This window comes from Nitrosomonas sp. Nm34, assembly GCF_900113925.1.
Lineage (GTDB): Bacteria > Pseudomonadota > Gammaproteobacteria > Burkholderiales > Nitrosomonadaceae > Nitrosomonas.
In genome coordinates this window covers 135,464-153,371 of the sequence record NZ_FORD01000003.1, presented here as the reverse complement: position 1 = coordinate 153,371, position 17,908 = coordinate 135,464, and the positions used below count along the sequence as shown (strand labels likewise).

General features: G+C 46.8%; 15 protein-coding genes and 1 pseudogene. 13 read left to right on the top strand and 3 right to left on the bottom strand.

Going from position 1 to position 17,908, the window contains the following annotated elements; genetic code table 11:
* The first annotated feature begins 207 nt into the window (after positions 1–207).
* The 8 genes and pseudogenes from BM283_RS02585 (at position 208) to BM283_RS02560 (ending at position 7,939) form a co-directional block, all read left to right on the top strand.
* A complete protein-coding gene (locus BM283_RS02585; RefSeq protein WP_090688906.1) occupies positions 208–621 on the top strand; it encodes a copper resistance CopC family protein in 414 nt (137 codons plus the stop codon).
* On the top strand, positions 614–2,635 hold the full coding sequence (locus tag BM283_RS02580) for a CopD family protein (RefSeq protein ID WP_090688903.1): 2,022 nt from the start codon (positions 614–616) through the stop codon (positions 2,633–2,635). The genes BM283_RS02585 and BM283_RS02580 overlap by 8 nt, the downstream gene beginning before the upstream one ends.
* A 66-nt stretch (positions 2,636–2,701) precedes the next feature.
* Complete coding sequence (locus BM283_RS02575; RefSeq protein WP_090688899.1) at positions 2,702–3,190, top strand: hypothetical protein; 489 nt, start codon at positions 2,702–2,704, stop codon at positions 3,188–3,190.
* Between the two features lie 130 nt (positions 3,191–3,320).
* Positions 3,321–3,473, top strand: a complete 153-nt coding sequence (locus tag BM283_RS18575) for a hypothetical protein (protein ID WP_175492000.1) — start codon at positions 3,321–3,323, stop codon at positions 3,471–3,473.
* 92 nt (positions 3,474–3,565) lie between these two features.
* The gene (locus tag BM283_RS20440; protein WP_139225173.1) at positions 3,566–3,736 is read left to right on the top strand and encodes a transposase; all 171 of its coding nucleotides are present in this window, start codon (positions 3,566–3,568) and stop codon (positions 3,734–3,736) included.
* Positions 3,691–3,954, top strand: a pseudogene (locus tag BM283_RS20435) (transposase); the annotation flags it as partial. The gene BM283_RS20440 and the pseudogene BM283_RS20435, both read left to right, overlap by 46 nt.
* A 337-nt stretch (positions 3,955–4,291) precedes the next feature.
* The gene (locus BM283_RS02565) at positions 4,292–7,027 is read left to right on the top strand and encodes a cation-transporting P-type ATPase (RefSeq protein ID WP_090688891.1); all 2,736 of its coding nucleotides are present in this window, start codon (positions 4,292–4,294) and stop codon (positions 7,025–7,027) included.
* Positions 7,028–7,048: 21 nt separating this feature from the next.
* Positions 7,049–7,939, top strand: coding sequence for a universal stress protein (locus BM283_RS02560; RefSeq protein ID WP_090688887.1), 891 nt, complete (start codon positions 7,049–7,051; stop codon positions 7,937–7,939).
* Positions 7,940–8,413: 474 nt separating this feature from the next.
* Here BM283_RS02560 and BM283_RS02555 read toward each other — a convergent pair whose 3' ends face one another.
* Positions 8,414–8,764: a hypothetical protein gene (locus BM283_RS02555; RefSeq protein ID WP_090688883.1), complete on the bottom strand. Its 351-nt coding sequence runs from the start codon at positions 8,762–8,764 to the stop codon at positions 8,414–8,416.
* A gap of 598 nt (positions 8,765–9,362) precedes the next feature.
* On the opposite strand from BM283_RS02555, the gene ftsH reads away from it, so the two are divergent.
* A complete protein-coding gene (gene ftsH / locus BM283_RS02550; protein ID WP_090688980.1) occupies positions 9,363–11,174 on the top strand; it encodes an ATP-dependent zinc metalloprotease FtsH in 1,812 nt (603 codons plus the stop codon).
* Between the two features lie 14 nt (positions 11,175–11,188).
* Here the strand turns inward: ftsH and BM283_RS02545 are convergent, their stop codons facing one another.
* Entirely contained in the window at positions 11,189–11,677 is a 489-nt protein-coding gene (locus BM283_RS02545; protein ID WP_175491999.1) for a DUF3293 domain-containing protein, read from the bottom strand.
* 29 nt (positions 11,678–11,706) lie between these two features.
* Between BM283_RS02545 and BM283_RS02540 the strand changes: the two genes are divergently transcribed.
* Both BM283_RS02540 and BM283_RS02535 read left to right on the top strand, forming a co-directional pair.
* Positions 11,707–12,420: a c-type cytochrome gene (locus BM283_RS02540; RefSeq protein ID WP_090688976.1), complete on the top strand. Its 714-nt coding sequence runs from the start codon at positions 11,707–11,709 to the stop codon at positions 12,418–12,420.
* Positions 12,417–13,706 carry a c-type cytochrome gene (locus BM283_RS02535; RefSeq protein ID WP_090688868.1) on the top strand — a complete coding sequence of 430 codons (1,290 nt, stop codon included), beginning with the start codon at positions 12,417–12,419 and terminating at the stop codon, positions 13,704–13,706. The genes BM283_RS02540 and BM283_RS02535 overlap by 4 nt, the downstream gene beginning before the upstream one ends.
* A 33-nt stretch (positions 13,707–13,739) precedes the next feature.
* Here BM283_RS02535 and cysB read toward each other — a convergent pair whose 3' ends face one another.
* A complete protein-coding gene (gene cysB, locus BM283_RS02530) occupies positions 13,740–14,711 on the bottom strand; it encodes an HTH-type transcriptional regulator CysB (protein ID WP_090688865.1) in 972 nt (323 codons plus the stop codon).
* Positions 14,712–15,060: 349 nt separating this feature from the next.
* Here cysB and BM283_RS02525 point away from each other — a divergent pair, with 349 nt between their 5' ends.
* Together BM283_RS02525 and BM283_RS02520 are read left to right on the top strand one after the other, a co-directional pair.
* Positions 15,061–17,157, top strand: a complete 2,097-nt coding sequence (locus BM283_RS02525) for a nitrite/sulfite reductase (protein WP_090688862.1) — start codon at positions 15,061–15,063, stop codon at positions 17,155–17,157.
* Positions 17,158–17,177: 20 nt separating this feature from the next.
* Entirely contained in the window at positions 17,178–17,882 is a 705-nt protein-coding gene (locus BM283_RS02520) for a phosphoadenylyl-sulfate reductase (protein ID WP_090688859.1), read from the top strand.
* Positions 17,883–17,908 lie beyond the last annotated feature (26 nt).

Genomic DNA, 17,908 nt, shown 5'->3' with positions numbered 1-17,908 from the left:
CAGGTGGAAAATCGAACCTGCCTTATATCATCGGTGTCATCGTGCTGGCAGTGGCTGCTGCCTTCTTCTTGATGCGCAGCAAAAAGAATAAAGCAGAAGTTGCATAATAAGTTAGTGAAAGCACATTAGAACCATGCTCATATTTGATAATCTAAATAATAATAATAGCTTATTGAAATTATCAGTTTTAAAATGAGGAGTACTCGAATGAAAATAAAATGGCCAAAATTAAATTTAACACAATTTTTAGCATTATCTATAACCGTAATGGTAATGACACTTATGCATGCGAACCAAGCATTTGCGCATGCTGCTCTGGTCAAGGCAGAACCTGCTCGTCGTGCTGTACTTTCTACCGCACCAGCACAAATTCGTCTCTGGTTTAATGAAGAGATTGAGCCTGCCTATGCGTCACTTTCGGTACTGGATAAAGATAAAAAATCTGTTACTGATAATAAAGTAAAGGTTCATCCAGAAGATCCGAAGTCTATCATTCTGGAATTACCAGAATTGAGCTCAGGACGATATACAGTGAAATTTCGGGTACTCTCTGTAGATGGTCATGTGGTTGATTCTGAATATAATTTTACAGTTACGGATAAAGAAAAAAGAGATGATTGAGATCGTTGCTGCATTTGCTCGTTGGTCACAGCTGGTAGCTAATCTGATTATTTTTGGTAGTTGTATTTTTCTTGCTATAGCTGGACAAGAAAAAGCTGTATTTGGAAGCCCTTGGGCAACTCGCTTGGAACGTGGATTTCCATGGTTAGCTGGTATTATTCTAATTGGGTTGCTCGGCATTTTAGCGACAACGGCCGGCGAAGCGACAGGTGTTGCTGCGAATGCTTGGCGACCTGATGCTTGGTTAGAAGTAGTGCAACAGACTCGCATGGGACAAATGTGGGCAGCTCGTGCATTATTTGCGCTAGTTTTGCTAGGGGCCATTTTATACATTCGGCATACTTACAGAGTGAGGTGGCACTATATCTTAGGTGCGGTGGCAGCTTCACTTCCGCTGATTGCAGGTTCACTGGTCAGCCATGCGGCGGCAGAGGAAATATCTGTTATATCAATATTTCCTTATGCTCTGCATATTCTTCTGGCAGGTGCCTGGTTCGGCGCTTTACCAGCATTTCTATTGATCATATTCAATAAGAAGGAGTCTGACAAACCCTTGGATTTATTGAGTACTGAAAGTTTGAAGAAGTTTTCTACGATCGCCTTACCGGTAATGGTCGTCTTAATGCTGACAGGTTTTATTATTGCGGATCGAATGGTAGAGGATGATTATCATGCGTTAGTAGCTAGTGCGTATGGCTGGTTAATAAACATGAAACTTATGTTATTAGCAATAATTCTTGTCATCGCATATCGAGCACGCGCTAAATGGTTACCTTCATTAACGCAAGTAGATTACGTTGAGCAAATCCAAAGGGGCGGGCAGCAACTGAAGAAATGGGTCAGTATTGAGTTCATACTTGCCATTATCATGGTGTTGTGTGCGACCATTTTGTCTAATACCATACCGGCAAAGCATGCCATCGTAGAAAATTGGCCTTATTCTTTTAGGTTCTCAATTGATGCCACTTGGAATGAACCCAATACCCCTCTTCTCGTCTGGAGTGGTGTAGTGTTATTGATACTTGCAGTTGGTTCGGTGTGGTTAGGCATTAAAAATAAATGGGAAATTAAAAAGAGAGTTGGAATACCAGCTAGCTTAACAATTGCTTCTTTAGCCATAGCCTTGCCTCCTTTAGCAGTAGACGCTTATCCGGAAACTTATCAAAATACGCCAGTACCTTTTGATGCTATTTCCATTTCTAATGGATCAATCTTTTTCTCGCAAAATTGTACTTCCTGTCATGGCCCGCAAGGTAAAGGGAATGGAATGCTTGCCAAAACATTTAATCCACCACCCGCAGATTTACTGACTGAGCCGCACACAGCTAGGCATACAGCCGGGGATTTTTTCCATTGGTTAACCTATGGCATAGCGGAAACAGGTATGCCTGGTTTTTCCAATAATCTGTCAGAAGAAGATCGCTGGGATGTGGTCAATTATATGCATGGTATGTCACGCGGCTATCAGGCACGTTTACTAAGTCCGATGGTTGTTCCTGAGAAACCATCGATTGGGCCGCCTATTTTTTCCTATTTTGCGCATGATGGCTCCAGCGGCTATTTGAAGGATTTCCGCCAGAAAAAGAATGTGATGCTCGTGTTATTTACATGGCCACAATCACAAGCTCGTTTACAGGAATTGAACGCGTCTTATGACAAGCTACGCGAACTCAATGCAGTCATCCTAGCTGTTCCAATGAATAAGCTCGATCAACAGGAAATAATGCAGATTGCAGCGGATATACCTTTCCCAGTAGTTACAGAAGGAGCTGAGGAGATCAAAAATAGTTATGTTCTATACCGAAGGACATTAACTCATCCAGATATCCTTGGTGAGGGGGTTATTCCAGAACATTTGGAGTTTTTGGTAGATCGCTTTGGCTACTTACGTGCAAGATGGATACCAGATAGAGATGAAAGTGGGTGGAATAATATGGATTTTCTAACACAACAATTGGTTCAGCTTAATAGTGAAAAGGAAATCCTTCCGCCGCCACGTGATCATGTGCACTAATATTTAAATCTATTAAAATTTTTAAAGTATTATCTGTGTCTTAATTAATACTCCAGGAGAAACTGAATGAGAAGACTGGTTGTTGCATCTATTTTATTGAGTATGATGTTGATGATGTCACATTTTGCTCTGGCCCATACAGAAGGGCATTTAGCCACATTAACACCACCTCACGGTGGTCAACTTCGCGCATCTGGTCCTTTCCATTTAGAATTGGTAGCGAAGAATGGCGAATTGACGCTGTATGTAACTGATCATGGAGATAGCCCCATTCCCACGAGTGGGGGGCAAGGAAAAGCCAATATCCAAGCAGGTAAGGAAGGGAAAAAACAATCCGTTGTATTGGAGCCAGTTTATGCAAATATAATGAAAGCGAAGGGAGATTTTCAAATTACGCCTGAGACTACAGTAGCTGTTTTTCTAGCCATTCCTGGCTATGAGACTCAAGGCGCACATTTCATGCCGCTCGCGTCGAATGGAGAAGGAGGAGAGCATCATCATCATCATCATGACCATGACGCTGCTGAGGAAGAGAGTAATAAGCATACTCACTAATAAATTAACGTGAGTTCAGTATAAGAAAAGCAGCACAGGGAATCTGAATTCCTCCTGATGAACACTCTTAGAAAAGAATTTCATCACGAGAGGAGTCAGATTCCAATGGTTATTATAGTATTGATTTTTTATGCGATTGACAACTTTTGTCAAGAGTTTGAGTCGTGGTGGGAACAGTGCTTGTCGTAATTATCGCTGGGATGGTGTCGGCAAGGAGAGAAGAGTTTTTACGTTTTTACGTGAAGTAATGTCGATCATGGTGGGATTTCATCTGTGGGGTTAACGGATATTTAAACACTCATATTTGAGTGAGGTGTTGAGAGGCACTAGCGGTGCTACTTTCTGACTAGTCGCTTTGAGCGCTTCAGATAATGTATTGGAATCAGCTTCATTGATTCGAGCAGGATCAGTGTATGTCGCAACCACCGACTCTGGTCGCATAAAGTAATGGCAGCGTTTGCTGCCTTGGGAAGACTAGTGTGGGTTAGTTTTATGAGTTCAAACTGCACCTGGTCATCAATGATCAAGGAGAATTGCTGGGAGTGAAAATCACGACAAGCAATGTCGAGCGCCGTGATCTGCGCCTGGAGTTGGCACACTCTTTTTTTGGGAAACTCTTCGATGATCAGGACTCTATCTCGTTGGCACTTTTTGAACAGCTAATAAGCAGGGCATGCAGCTCGTCACCAAAGTACGTAAGAACATGGAAAGCAAGCTGTTGCCGCTATTCGCTAAGCTCTTATTGTGTAACGCTCTCTCATTGAGACCATCAACGGCTATACGAAAATCTCTCGCAAATCGAACATTGCGACCATTATACCTCATTTAACTTTTTTGTTAATCTGATAGCCAGGCTGGTTGGCTTACACTTTTCGGGGGAAGAACCCTTACTTAACATTAGATTTCTCAAGCTCTTCTAGTCCTAGTATGATGATTCTCATGTCGAACGCACGTTACTATATTTCTTGTATTCTTGACTAAAAAACATCCCTAAAATCTATATCTAGTGGCTGAATAGTTACAAATTTTAAATTTTCAAGGATTTTCTTTTGTTCTGTAATACGCGCGTTCCCGCCCTCATAATAACAACAAAATTAATTTATGGCCGAGCACTTGATCCCTGATCACCAGGAAACTCCGCTACGCACTCATTGGCATGCGTTGTCTAAGGAACAGATCGAGCACGCGCTGCAAACCGGAGTAGGTGGCCTCACGGATGCGGAAGTCCGGGATCGCCGTGCGCACTACGGGCCAAATCAATTGCCTCCGCCGAAGCGGCGTGGCCCGTTGCATCGCCTGTTGATGCAGTTCCACAATATCTTACTCTACGTAATGATCGGTGCCGCCGTCATCACGGCCCTGCTTGGGCATTGGATCGACACGGGCGTGCTGATGGCTGCGGCAGTCATCAACGCCATCATCGGCTTCATTCAGGAAGGCAAAGCCGAATCAGCTCTCGACGCCATTCGCGCCATGCTATCCCCCCATGCCACGGTGATCCGAGATGGGCGGTGGCGTGAAATCAACGCTGCTGAGCTGGTGCCAGGAGATCTGGTAACGCTCGCTTCCGGTGACCGGATACCAGCTGACCTGCGGCTGGTGAAGGTCAAGGAGCTGCGTGTCGACGAAGCCGCTCTGACTGGCGAGTCACTACCGGTGGAGAAGTGTCATGAAGCCGTGGCCATCAACGCCCCGTTGGGAGAACGATACAGCATGGCCTACTCGGGAACGCTGGTGGTCTATGGACAGGCCAGCGGCATCGTGGTTGCGACCGGCACCGCCACCGAGCTAGGCGAGATCAACCAAATGCTGTCCAGCATCCGTATGCAGTCCACGCCTCTGCTGCGCCAGGTGGATCGTTTCGGCAGGACGCTGGCGTTGGCCATTCTGAGCATGTCGGCCACTACCTTCGCGCTTGGGGCTTGGTGGCGCGGACAGCCCTCATCCGAAATGTTTATGATGGTTGTGGCGTTGGCTGCTTCCGCGATTCCCGAGGGGCTGCCGGCGATTATGACCGTCACCTTGGCGCTTGGTGTGCAGCGCATGGCCCGCCGCAACGCTATCATTCGTCACTTGCCAGCGGTGGAGGCTTTGGGCTCGGTGACAGTGATCTGTTCAGATAAGACAGGTACGTTGACGCGCAATGAAATGACCGTCCAGCACGTGGTCTGCGCTGAACATGTATTCAACGTGGGCGGCGTTGGTTATGCTCCGGTAGGTAATTTGAGTATCGATGGCCGTATTATTGACCCTGATCACTATCCTGCACTGGCTATGGCGATCCGTGCTGGCGTATTGTGCAACGACGCTCGATTACGCGAAGCGGACAGTTTGTGGCGGGTAGAAGGAGATCCCACCGAAGGGGCTTTGCTTGTGCTTGGAGAAAAGGCCGGCTTTACTCAACACGTGAGCTATGAGGCGTGGCCACGATTGGATGTCATTCCCTTCGAGTCACAGCATCGCTTCATGGCTACCTATCATCGTGACAGCGATGATGAGCCATGGATATTTGTCAAAGGCGCGCCAGAGCGCATACTCGACATGTGCGGTGCGCAGTGGAGCCATGACGGCGAGCGGACGCTGGAGATCAATTACTGGCGACGCATGGCGACCGATATAGCGGCCCAAGGACTACGGCTGCTGGCTCTTGCGTGCAAGCGAGCATCCCCGCTGGGAGGGTGCCTGAGCTTTACTGATACCGAATCCGGCTACGTGATGCTGGCCATAGTTGGCATCATCGACCCGCCGCGACCAGAGGCTATCCTTGCTGTGCGTGAATGTCACCACGCCGGTATCCGGGTCAAGATGATTACTGGCGATCATGCCGAAACGGCGCGCGCCATCGGCGCCCAGCTCAGTATCGGTGTTGGTAAACCTGCTGTCACTGGTGCTGAAATCGCAATAATGGATGATGCTACCCTGCGCCGCTTGGCGTGGGATGTAGACGTGTTCGCGCAAGCCAGCCCCGAACACAAGCTGCGCTTGGTACAGGCACTCCAAGAAGAAGGCCAGGTAGTGGCCATGACTGGTGATGGTGTGAACGACGCTCCAGCATTGAAACGCGCCGACGTAGGTGTGGCGATGGGAATGAAAGGCACCGAGGCGGCCAAGGAAGCCGCCGGTATGGTGCTGGCCGATGACAATTTCGCCACCATTGCCAGCGCCGTACACGAAGGCCGAGCAGTCTACGATAACCTGAAGAAGTTTATCCTCTTCATGTTGCCAACCAACGGCGGTGAGGTACTGGTGGTGATCGCCGCCATCCTGTTTGAGCTGGCCTTGCCACTTACGCCAGCACAGGTGTTGTGGATCAACATGGTCACCTCGAGCACGCTTGGTCTTGCCCTTGCCTTTGAACCAGCTGAGTACGGCATCATGAACCGCCGACCACGCCCACCCGGCGAGACACTATTGTCGGGCTTCTTTGTCTGGCGGGTGCTGATGGTCTCGGTTTTGATGATGAGTGGCGCGTTGGGTTTATTCCTGTGGGAGCTGAACAATGGAACAAGTATGGAGGCAGCGCGCACGATGGCTGTTAATGCGGTGGTGGCAGCCGAAATGTTCTATCTGGTCAATAGTCGCTTTACTCTTGCCTCGGTTATCAGCCTCGATGGTTTGACCGGCAACCGTTACGTGCTACTGGCTATCGCCGCCTGTATCCCGCTCCAAATGGCCTATACCCACGCACCGACCATGCAGGCCATTTTCAATTCAACCGACTTGACGCAGCTGGAGTGGTGTAAGGTTGTGGCAGCTGGCCTGTTGGTATTCAGCGTGGCCGAGTTTGAAAAGTTCGTGATCCGCCACAGTCCATTGGCTGCGCGGTTGAACAAATAATTTTTAGGGAGATATATATCCATGACCACCATTGCTTCATCCGATACTGCGCCCCGGCGCCTCTTGCTGGCCACCGACCTAAGCGCCCGATGCGACCGGGCTTTGGATCAGGCGAGCCAGTTGGCCGAAGAATGGGGTGCTGAACTGATTGCGCTCAATATCCTCGACCCTACTGCGTCGCCTGACCAGGTGCTGGCCTGGGCCAGCGGAACTGGTGATGAGCTGCTGCTGCGTGTGGCGCGGCAGCAGCTTGCCCGCGACCTCAAGACCGTCAAGGTTCCAGTGAAACTCTATATCAGCCGAAGCAAAGATGTTCCGGCAACCATTCGCCGAATGGCTGCCGAAACGCAATCGGATGTGGTTGTCACCGGTGTCTCCCGCAATGAAACCTTGGGGCAGTTCCTGCTCGGATCGACAGTCGAAAAGCTGGCGCGCTCTCTGTCCATCCCATTATTGGTGGTGCACAACCGTGCGTATGGACCTTATCGGCGCGTCGTCGTGGCCACCGACTTTTCGGAATCCTCTCGACATGCCCTCCTGGCCGCTGTGCGGTTCTTTCCAGGACGCGAGCTGATCGTTTATCACGCCCATGCTCTATCGATGGCAGGACTGGCTGATGTTTCCACCCGCTCTACCGACGTATGCGTGAGCATCGAAGATGCCGAATGCGCATCTTTCCTGTCTGCTACGGTCTTGCCCGAGGGGACGAAGCTCAGGACGATGGTGGAGGACGGAGCCATCGAAACAACGCTGACCCGCTACGTGCGCGAGCATGAGATCGATCTCGTGGTCATGGGCAGCCATGGCAATAGCGGGGTCATGAGCCTGTTGCTTGGCAGCACCGCTGCCAAGCTGCTCGACTGGCTACCGTGCGATATGCTGCTCGTCCCTGATCCTCGCGCCAGGGGGTGAATACAGCTCAGTTGGGAAGGGTTTAGACATGGACACGGCCCTGGGCTGGCTGTTCGGTTAAAGGGCGAAGCGTTGCAGCACCTGCCCTGCCATACCTTTGACCAATTCCTCATCACCATAGGAGACGGTGCCGATTACCAATGCCTTCCTTGCGCAGCATCAGCGGCTCGTCCTTCCGGATTTCACCTAACTGGGAATAAGCCTGTAACTTCCATGAGCTTGGCAAAAAGTGCCAACTGACGCATAGCTGTGGCACTCCCGTTTTTATTTTAGCTTAGATGAAATCGACCGCCAGAGGTAGATGAGTACAGCTCCTTTATGCGCCATCTCCTGCCCGATGCTATCCATCGCCTTTATTACTCTCTTTCCTCAAAAATCCTTTTCAGCTATTAGGTGATTCCTTTATTCAGCCGTAAAACCTTCACAGTACTATGCTTGCAGCTATTTTTATAGGTTCAACTGAGGAAAACAGGTTTAGCGTTTTTTTACCATTTTCCTGTGAGCAGCGGCCATCTCACTGTTTCGTTCTGCTGCTTTTTCATATTTGTCTAATAAGGCTTCATGATGTGCCTGAAAATCCTGGCCCTCACGGCCATAGTAATAACTATGAAAGTCGTATTCATGAAGTAGCTTTTTTTGCTCTTCCACTTTTAAACTCATTTCTTTAGCCTCATTTTCATAGTATTCAGCTAATTTATTATGATCAGGGGGAGCGATTGTTTTTACTTTGGTATCAACTGTATTTTGTGATTCAGCGGGTACAGGAGGGATGAAAGCCAGAAAAATAAGAATAATCCAGCTTGTGAAGAATATTTTTGTTTTCATGATGAGTCTCCTTGGATAGATAGATAAAAGGAAATTTCACGATTATCTATAAATATTTAGCATGTTTATATTATTTTGATCCAAGCAACAGGAAGATACATAGGACATTCTATCGGTCTTGGGGAAGGTGTAAAACCTTTATGATTTTGATTTCTTAGCTGGATAGTTTAACGGTTATTGATGAACTGGTTTCTATTTCAGCTCTCAATTCACATTTAATATTTTTTTCGCAGCTTAATCTTCTTTTCGAATTGTTCTAAAGGTCGGCAAGCTGCTCCGATTATTTTTCCCTTGGCAACTTATACAGATATATCTAAAAACACCTACACATGGGGCTGCTCTTGGGGCAAACATTTCTAATCACAGTTAAATTCGCAAAATGACTCAATCCATTACGTCAGATATGAAAACTCATAATTTGTACTATTCTCAAAATTTATTTTTTACTCAGGAAGAATATGGGCAGGATTTATTTTCATAAGATAAGATCATAAAGAGATAGCTTAATCGTAGCTTGGACCGTAGCTGAACTGGCTGATTCTCACGAATTTAATCATTTTTCCAATAAAGAAGGAAATGTTTTATGGATAAAAATTTAATGGATAAGAAAGTGCAGTTCAATTTCTGGTACATCGTCATTGCTGTTCTTGTGATGATGTTTTTACGTGATCTTTACGAGCAATATACCCGAATTGAGCCGATTCCCTATAGCCGATTCCATACGCTACTGGAACAAGATAAAGTTGCCGAGGTGGCGATTACAGAAAACCAGATTTACGGTACGCTAAAAGCCGAATCTGATGGACTCAAGGAGTTTGTTACGACACGTGTTGCACCCGATCTTGCTGATATCTTAGATCAACATAATGTAACTTATAGCGGAGTCGTCAAGAGTACCTGGCTGCGCGATTTGTTGTCCTGGATTTTGCCGATGCTGCTTTTTATCGGCGTCTGGTTGTATATCATCCGGCGCATGAGCGGTGGCATGAGCAGTGGATTAATGTCAATTGGGAAGAGCCGGGCCAAAGTTTATGTTGAGAAAGAAACCAAGGTTACCTTTGCTGATGTGGCGGGTGTCGATGAAGCCAAGGAGGAACTCCTTGAAATCATTAATTTTTTGAAAAACCCTGCTGACTATACTCGTCTGGGTGGGAGAGTGCCAAAGGGAATTTTGCTGGTCGGACCACCCGGAACAGGCAAGACATTACTAGCGCGTGCGGTAGCCGGTGAAGCGGGAGTATCATTTTTTTCAATCTCGGGAGCGGAATTCGTCGAGATGTTTGTCGGTGTGGGTGCAGCCAGAGTGCGTGACCTTTTCGAACAAGCGCGGCAAATGGCGCCAGCGATTATTTTCATTGATGAACTTGATGCGTTGGGGCGCGCGCGTGGTTCCTATGCCTGGGGTGGGCATGATGAAAAGGAGCAGACTCTGAATCAGTTGCTGGCAGAACTCGATGGCTTTGATCCATCAAGCGGTATCGTATTGCTGGCCGCAACTAATCGTCCGGAAGTCCTGGACGCCGCACTGCTGCGTGCCGGGCGTTTTGATCGACAAGTACTGGTAGACCGACCAGACAAGATTGGGCGTGAGCAGATTTTGGCGGTTCATATCAAAAAAGTAAAGATGAATGTGGATGTGAGACTGGAGCAGATCGCTGCTCTCACACCAGGGTTTACAGGTGCAGATTTAGCTAATCTGGTCAATGAGGCGGCGTTGCTGGCAACTCGTCGTAAAGCAGATTCCGTCACAATGGAGGATTTTAATAACGCAATAGAACGGATCGTTGCGGGTCTTGAAAAGCGTAATCGTCTGCTTAATCCAAAAGAACGTAAGATTGTGGCGTTTCATGAATTGGGACATGCTATGGTGGCGCTGGCATTACCTGGCACGGATGAGGTGCATAAGATATCTATTATTCCGCGGGGAGTGGGTGCACTGGGTTATACCATTCAGCGCCCCACCGAAGATCGATATTTAATGACACGGATTGAGTTGGAGAACAAAATGGCCGTGATGATGGGTGGGCGGGCAGCCGAGCAGGTGATATTCAATGAGGTATCTACGGGAGCCTCTGATGATCTGGTGCGTGCAACTGATATGGCGCGCGCTATGGTGCTGCGTTATGGCATGAGTGATGCATTAGGTAACGTTGCATATGATCGTGATCGTTCTCCTTTTTTACAGCAGGGCTTCCCGCTACCGTTGAGTCGAGATTACAGCGAGGAGACGGCCAACAAAATTGATTCGACTGTGCGTACCTTCGTGGATCAGGCGCTTGAACGGGCGATGAGTATCCTGCGCAAGAATCATGAGCTACTTGAAAAGACTGCTGAAGAGTTAATCAAAATTGAGACGCTCAATCAGTCTCAAATCGAAGCGTTAAAGCAGACGATGGTGCGTGAGGTATGATAGCAGCGGAGTTTCTAGCGCAATAAAATTAATCTGGGGATTGCATCAAAATCAACCCATACAATAGCATTCTGATCAAACTGTTTGCCGAGTGTTTTAGAGGTGACAAAATCAATGCCTAATGCTAAAAAACTCGATTCTGCCGGCCAATTACCCGCTGGATCTGAGCTTTTGCCTACAAAAATGCAACTGGAAAGAGTCGATAACAGTGCGAATAATCGCTTGTTTGCTGTGCGATTCGTTTCCTCATCATGAGGTCTACTATGAGGATTACAGGCAGTAATATAGAGGGCGCACTGTTTCCCATGCTTTTTCATGAGCTTGGCTAATAATTCGTTACGCTGGCCCAAGAGCAATGTCAACATGACCGAGTCAATCCTTGCTTGGTAGTGAGCTGTGGCATAGCATTGGGTAAGTTTGGCCGAAATTTTGGATTGCTTTAAACTTTCGTCCAGAATAATTATGCCATGCTGATACAAATCTTTCAAAAGAGTAAATGGCATAGACATTGATCATCTATAAAAATAACGATATGAAATATTCAATTTTATTCATCTTATTGTTTTTTACTAATCTGGCAAAAGCTAACGAGGTCCTATCGGTGAATATTCCCGATACGCTTGCTGAACGTGTCAAGGCTTGTACCATTTGCCACGGTGCAGAGGGCAAGCATAGCAGAGATGCATATTATCCGCGTATTGCGGGAAAATTGGAGGGCTATCTCTTTAACCAGCTGCGCCACTTCAGGGACGGTCGACGTTATTACCAGCCGATGGCTATTTTGCTGGAGAATATGTCCGATGAATACTTGCAAGAGATAGCCCGGTATTTTGCGTCATTAAATTTACCTTACCCTCCGCCAGAATCTATTACCCTGCAATCTTCGGAAGCAAATCTAGCGAAGAAACTTGCTTATTCAGGTGATCTTAAACGAAATATACCGGCATGTAGTGCTTGCCATGGAAAGGATTTGATGGGAACAGCACCTTTTGTACCGGGTTTGTTGGGGTTGCATAGCACTTACTTGACAGCACAATTGGGAGGATGGCATAGCGGAGGGTTGATTCGTGGAAAAATTACGAATTGCATGGCGGATATCGCCAAAAAATTGACTTATGAAGAGATCAATGCTGTGGCAAAATGGCTGGCTACCCAACCTGTTTCGGGAAAGCCGGCTAATCATCTTCCGCCTGAAATGGCGCAGCGCTGTGTCAGTATCGTTTCGGAAAATGGAGAGGCTCGATGATACCATCCATGAGGATTATTGCTCGGGAATCAAAAAATAATTTTTTATTTCTTGTCTATATGCTGACCTTGCTGATGGTGGCTCATACCGCTGTGGTCAATGCTTCTCCTGAAAATTCCACCCTATCCGAACGGCGACAAGCGCAAGGTGAGTATCTTGCACGTGTGGGGAATTGCTTGGGATGTCATACGGCCAAAGGAGGTCGACCATTTGCAGGAGGACATCGATTGCTAACATCATTTGGGACTTTCATCACTCCCAATATCACGCCTGATAAAGAAACGGGTATCGGCTCCTGGAGCGAAGAGGATTTCTGGAAGGCGATGCATGAGGGCAAATCGCGCGATGGTAAACTCCTCTATCCTGCATTTCCTTATACCGAATATACGAAGGTGACACGTGCGGATGCAGACCTGATTTTTGCCTATCTGCAGTCAATTCCTGTTGTGTCGCAATCCAACCCACCTCATGAAATCCGCTTCCCTTATAACTCTAGACCGCTTTTATATCTGTGGCGCGCCCTCTTCTTCAAACAAGGAGTTTATGAACCGGATCAGAGCAAGAGTGACGAATGGAACCGAGGTGCTTATCTAGTACAAGGACTGGGCCATTGCAATGCGTGCCACATTGCCAGAAATGTGCTGGGTGCAATTCAAGAAGATACCGTTGGTGGAGGTCAAATCATGGGGTCGAACTGGTATGCGCCCTCGTTGACTTCTCGGCAGGAAGCGGGAAGCATGCATTGGGCTATTGAAGAAATTATCGAGCTGCTTTCATCTGGCGTATCTCAGCGTGCTATGACATCGGGGCCAATGGGAACAGTTGTCAGGCAAAGCTTGCAGTATTTATCTCAGGATGACCTGCGTGCCATGGCTGTTTATCTTAAGTCAATACCTGAGAGTAATGCTCAGCCTGAAGTGAGTTATCCAGAAATGCCGGAAAATGTCCGGAAGTACTTGGCACAGGGGGAGAAGTTATATAAGAGATACTGTGAGGGATGCCATGGCGTAACAGGTCAAGGGGCGTCAGGGATTTATCCTGCATTGGCGGGTAATCGTAGCGTTACCATGACGATTCCTGCTAACGTCATTCGCAGTGTACTGAATGGAGGTTATCCCCCTACCACAGCAGCAAATCCCAGACCTTATGGCATGCCTCCATTTCAGCAGATTATTCGGGACGAAGAAGTCGCTCAAGTGGTATCCTTTATCCGAAATGCCTGGGGGAATCGGAGTAGTTTGGTGTCCGCGATAGATGTAGGTCAGAGCAGAGGAAGCAGCTACTAAGGAATTGCTCATATAAGCCTGCGCAAGCGAATGCTATGCAGGCTTATTAGTTGTTTGCGAGGTATCTTGTGCAGGTGTTCTCAGCTGGTTTTTCATAGCAGCTTTGACCGTAGCTTCATCAAGGTGGGGAGCAAACATTTCGATGAAGTCATAGATATAACTGCGAATATAGCTATTACGGCTGATGCCGATACGCGTCGTGCTGGGTTCAAACAAATGACTGGCGTCAATTGCGCGCAGATGTTTGTCTCGGTCCGTGTCGAAAGCCATTTTTGCTAGAATGCCAATACCTAAACCAAGTTCTACATAAGTCTTAATTACATCCGCATCGATTGCAGTGAGTACCACGTTGGGAGTCAGTCCTTTAGATGCAAACGCCTGGTTAATTTTTGAGCGACCGGTAAACGCGAAATCATAGGTAATGATAGGATATTGCGCAATCGCTTCTAATGTCAGCGGATGTTGTTTGAGCAGAGGGTGCTTTGAGGTAACGATAATACTACGATTCCACTGATAACAGGGAAGCATGACGAGTTCTTGAAACAACTCGATTGCCTCTGTGGCAATGGCTAAATCAGCTTCGCCTGAAGAGACCAAAGTGGAGATTTGGGTTGGGTTACCTTGGCGCAGTATGAGTTTAACTTTAGGGTATTTTTCGGTAAAACGCTTGATAACGGGTGGGAGGGCATAACGTGCCTGGGTATGGGTCGTGGCAATAACCAGAGTGCCGCTCGCTTTATCACTAAATTCCTGACTGACTTGTTTCAAGTTTTCAACATCTTTGAGCATCTTTTCAGCAATCTCGACGATAACCTCTCCTGGGGGGGTGATTTTTACAATACGCTTGCCATTACGAACAAAAATATCCACACCTAGCTCTTCTTCAAGAAGCTGAATTTGCCGGCTTATTCCAGGTTGTGATGTGTGCAGACTTTCGGCAGCTTTCGACAGATTCAGATTCTTGTTAACGATTTCACGCAAATAACGTAATTGTTGCAATCTCATAATGTCTTTTATTATAACATAATATTATAATAATCTAATTTAATATTATTATGAGAAATATAATGATGCTGTTATGATGTATTCATCTAGCTAGAGAAAATCTTACAAAAAACATAAAATTGTATGAGAAATCAGATTTTTAAGGTGGGAAGAGTCAATTAAGGGAAAGATATAAAAATGATCTGATACTGGTTTACTAATATTGCTTTCTCTTTGAAAAAATGAATGTTGATAACCACTAACGCCAGAAGATAGATATCAGATAAAATAACAATAAAAATTATTAATATTTTTATCCTCATTGGCAATAAGCTGATGTGGTAAAGAAATTACGGAGAGAAGAAATAGGATGGATTATTTAACTGATCTCGCTAATGATGCGGAAATCGATTCGTACGATCAATCATTGCAGGATTTTTTCGCGCAACGGATGGATAACGATCGTTTCACCGCTACCCGGTTGCAAATGGGAATTTATGGTCAACGTCAGGAAGGCGTCAATATGGTGCGTGTCAAAATTCCTGGGGGACGGTTAATCCCGATGCAGTTAAATGCAATTGCAGACGTACTGGAGAATTATGTGCCGCATGGCGAAGCGCATATTACCACGCGGCAAGATATTCAACTGCATTATGTGCCATTAGCAGATACACCGGCTGTGATGCGTCATTTGGCGAAAGGTGGGCTCACGACACGGGAGGCATGCGGAAACACCATACGCAATGTAACAGCTTGTCCTCTGACAGGTATTTGTTCACGTGAGCATACTGATATCAGTGCACATCTTAATGGAGTCGTTAAACATTTTCTACGTAAACCTCTGAATCAGTTGATGCCGCGCAAATTCAAGATCAGTTTCTCTGGATGCGAGTCGGATTGTGCGCAAGGAATGATTCATGACCTTGGCGTGGTGGCAATTAGACAGGGTACGCGTTTTGGATTTAAAGTCCTGGTAGGTGGGGGGCTTGGGCATAAACCTCGTGAGGCGATTGAGGTTGAATCGTTCATCGAAGAAAAGGACTTGTTGTTGGTGATAGAAGCTGTTCTCACCCTGCATAACAAGTATTCTGATCGCAGTAAACGTGCGAAATCGCGTATCAAGTTTCTAGTTGACAAATTTGGTGCAGATGGGTTTATCGAGAAGTATCGGGAAGAGCTCGCGCGTGTCAAAGAAGTACTGGTCGAGCAAGGTTATCCCAAAGGGGAGTGGACAGGTGGTATGGAGGAGAGTGAGGTGCCCGGTCCTGGCGCTCCCCGGGCGCTGTTCGCGCAAAAGCAAGCCGGATTGTATGTAGTGCCGGTCAGCGTACGCCTCGGGCAATTGACTCCGGTCCAGATACGTGGCATTGCCAACATATTAAAGCAATATGACTTGTCAGAAGTTCGTACCACGCAGGATCAGAATTTGATATTGGTTGATGTGCCACGAGAAAATATAGTGGAGATTCAGTCTGCACTCGCCAATCTTGGTTTGGGTTTACCTCAAGCAGGTGACAATGTCGTGGCTTGTCCTGGCACCTCCACCTGCCGCTTGGGAATTACTTCCAGTCCGACTGTTGGAGGTAAATTATCAGGTGGAAGCGATGATCTGCGTATTCGGGTTTCGGGCTGTCACAATGGCTGCGCTCAGCCGGAAAGTGGTGATATAGGGATTTATGGCGAAGGTAAGCGCATGTTTGGTAAGTTAGTGCCGCATTATCAGATGTATTTCGGTGGCAATGGCATGGTTAATGGTGGTTTGGCTTTTAAAGGTCCATCAGTACCAAGCGCCCGTATCGAGCTGGCGGTAGAGCGGGTGAAATCAGCGTATGCCGCAGACCGTGAAATGGGAGAAACGTTTTTTAATTGGACGCGACGAGTTGGCCAGAGTTATTTTGCTGAATTACTGGTTGATCTGGTAGAAGTTAAGCAGGAAGATTTGCAGTCAGTGCTACGCGATCATGGTCAGAGAGATGATTTCAAGGTATTACAGCTGGGTGGTGGAGAGTGTGCAGGTGCAAAACAGCAGCAGATCGGCACAGCTTTCTTTGATGCTGCAAACGAGCGTAATTATCGGAATGCACTAAAGTTTCAGCGTAAATTTAAGGAGTCAGCCAAGTGTGCGGAAGAAATTGTCCGCTTGATCAGCCAAGGATTGACCCAGCTGGTAGGGGGACAGAAATATGAAAGCCTGATAGAGCAGGCGGAAGAATTACAACGTGTGCTGCCAACCCAACCTAATCTATCTCAACAACTAGCTAAACTTGCTCGGGATTTTGCACATCCTGTCAGTGAATTGACAGATGCCTTGTTGACTGAATGGTATGCGGAATTGGATGCGTGGACGCTCGATGTGGCCAGGTTCTGTACCCAGTTTGACAGCCAGCTCGACTTAACCGGCGCGCTACCGCAAGCTATAGCTAAGCCATTACAATTCCAGAAAATTTCGCAATCAGTCATAGTTTAAACTATGCTTAATTAAAATAAATGGTTCAATCTGAAGTGGCACAAAAAGTCGAGCAGCTACATGTTTTGCTCGCAAAGGTACAGCGGGAATATGCGCCTGTTGTGTTTGCCAATAGTTTTGGTGCCGAAGACATGGTTTTGACGGACTTGATCATGCGGTACTATCCGCATATTGCTATGTTTACGCTAGATACAGGACGGTTGCCACAAGAAACCTATAATCTAATGCAAGAAGTAAAAGATCGCTATGGCGTTTCTCTCCAGGTGTATTTTCCTGAGGCGGTTACAGTGGAAAGCTATATCGCCCAAAATGGCCCCAATGGTTTTTATCAAAGTGTCGAATTACGCAAACGATGCTGTGATATCCGCAAGGTTGAGCCACTTCGCCGAGCATTAGCGGGCAAGCGCGCCTGGATCACAGGAATGCGCCGTGAACAAGCCGTCACGCGAGATAATTTGTCCATATCCATGTTTGATGCTGAAAATAACTTGCAGAAGTTTAATCCACTCTGTGAGTGGAGTAATACCGAGGTATGGGCATATCTTAAACAATATGATGTGCCTTACAACAAATTGCATGATCGTTTTTATCCAAGTATTGGTTGTGCTCCTTGTACACGTGCGATAACACCTGGGGAGAACATTCGCTCTGGGCGCTGGTGGTGGGAGAATTCTGGCTCCAAGGAATGCGGCTTGCATATAGATAAAGCCGCCTCGCTCAAATAGATAATACTGAATTTTTTTGTTAGAAG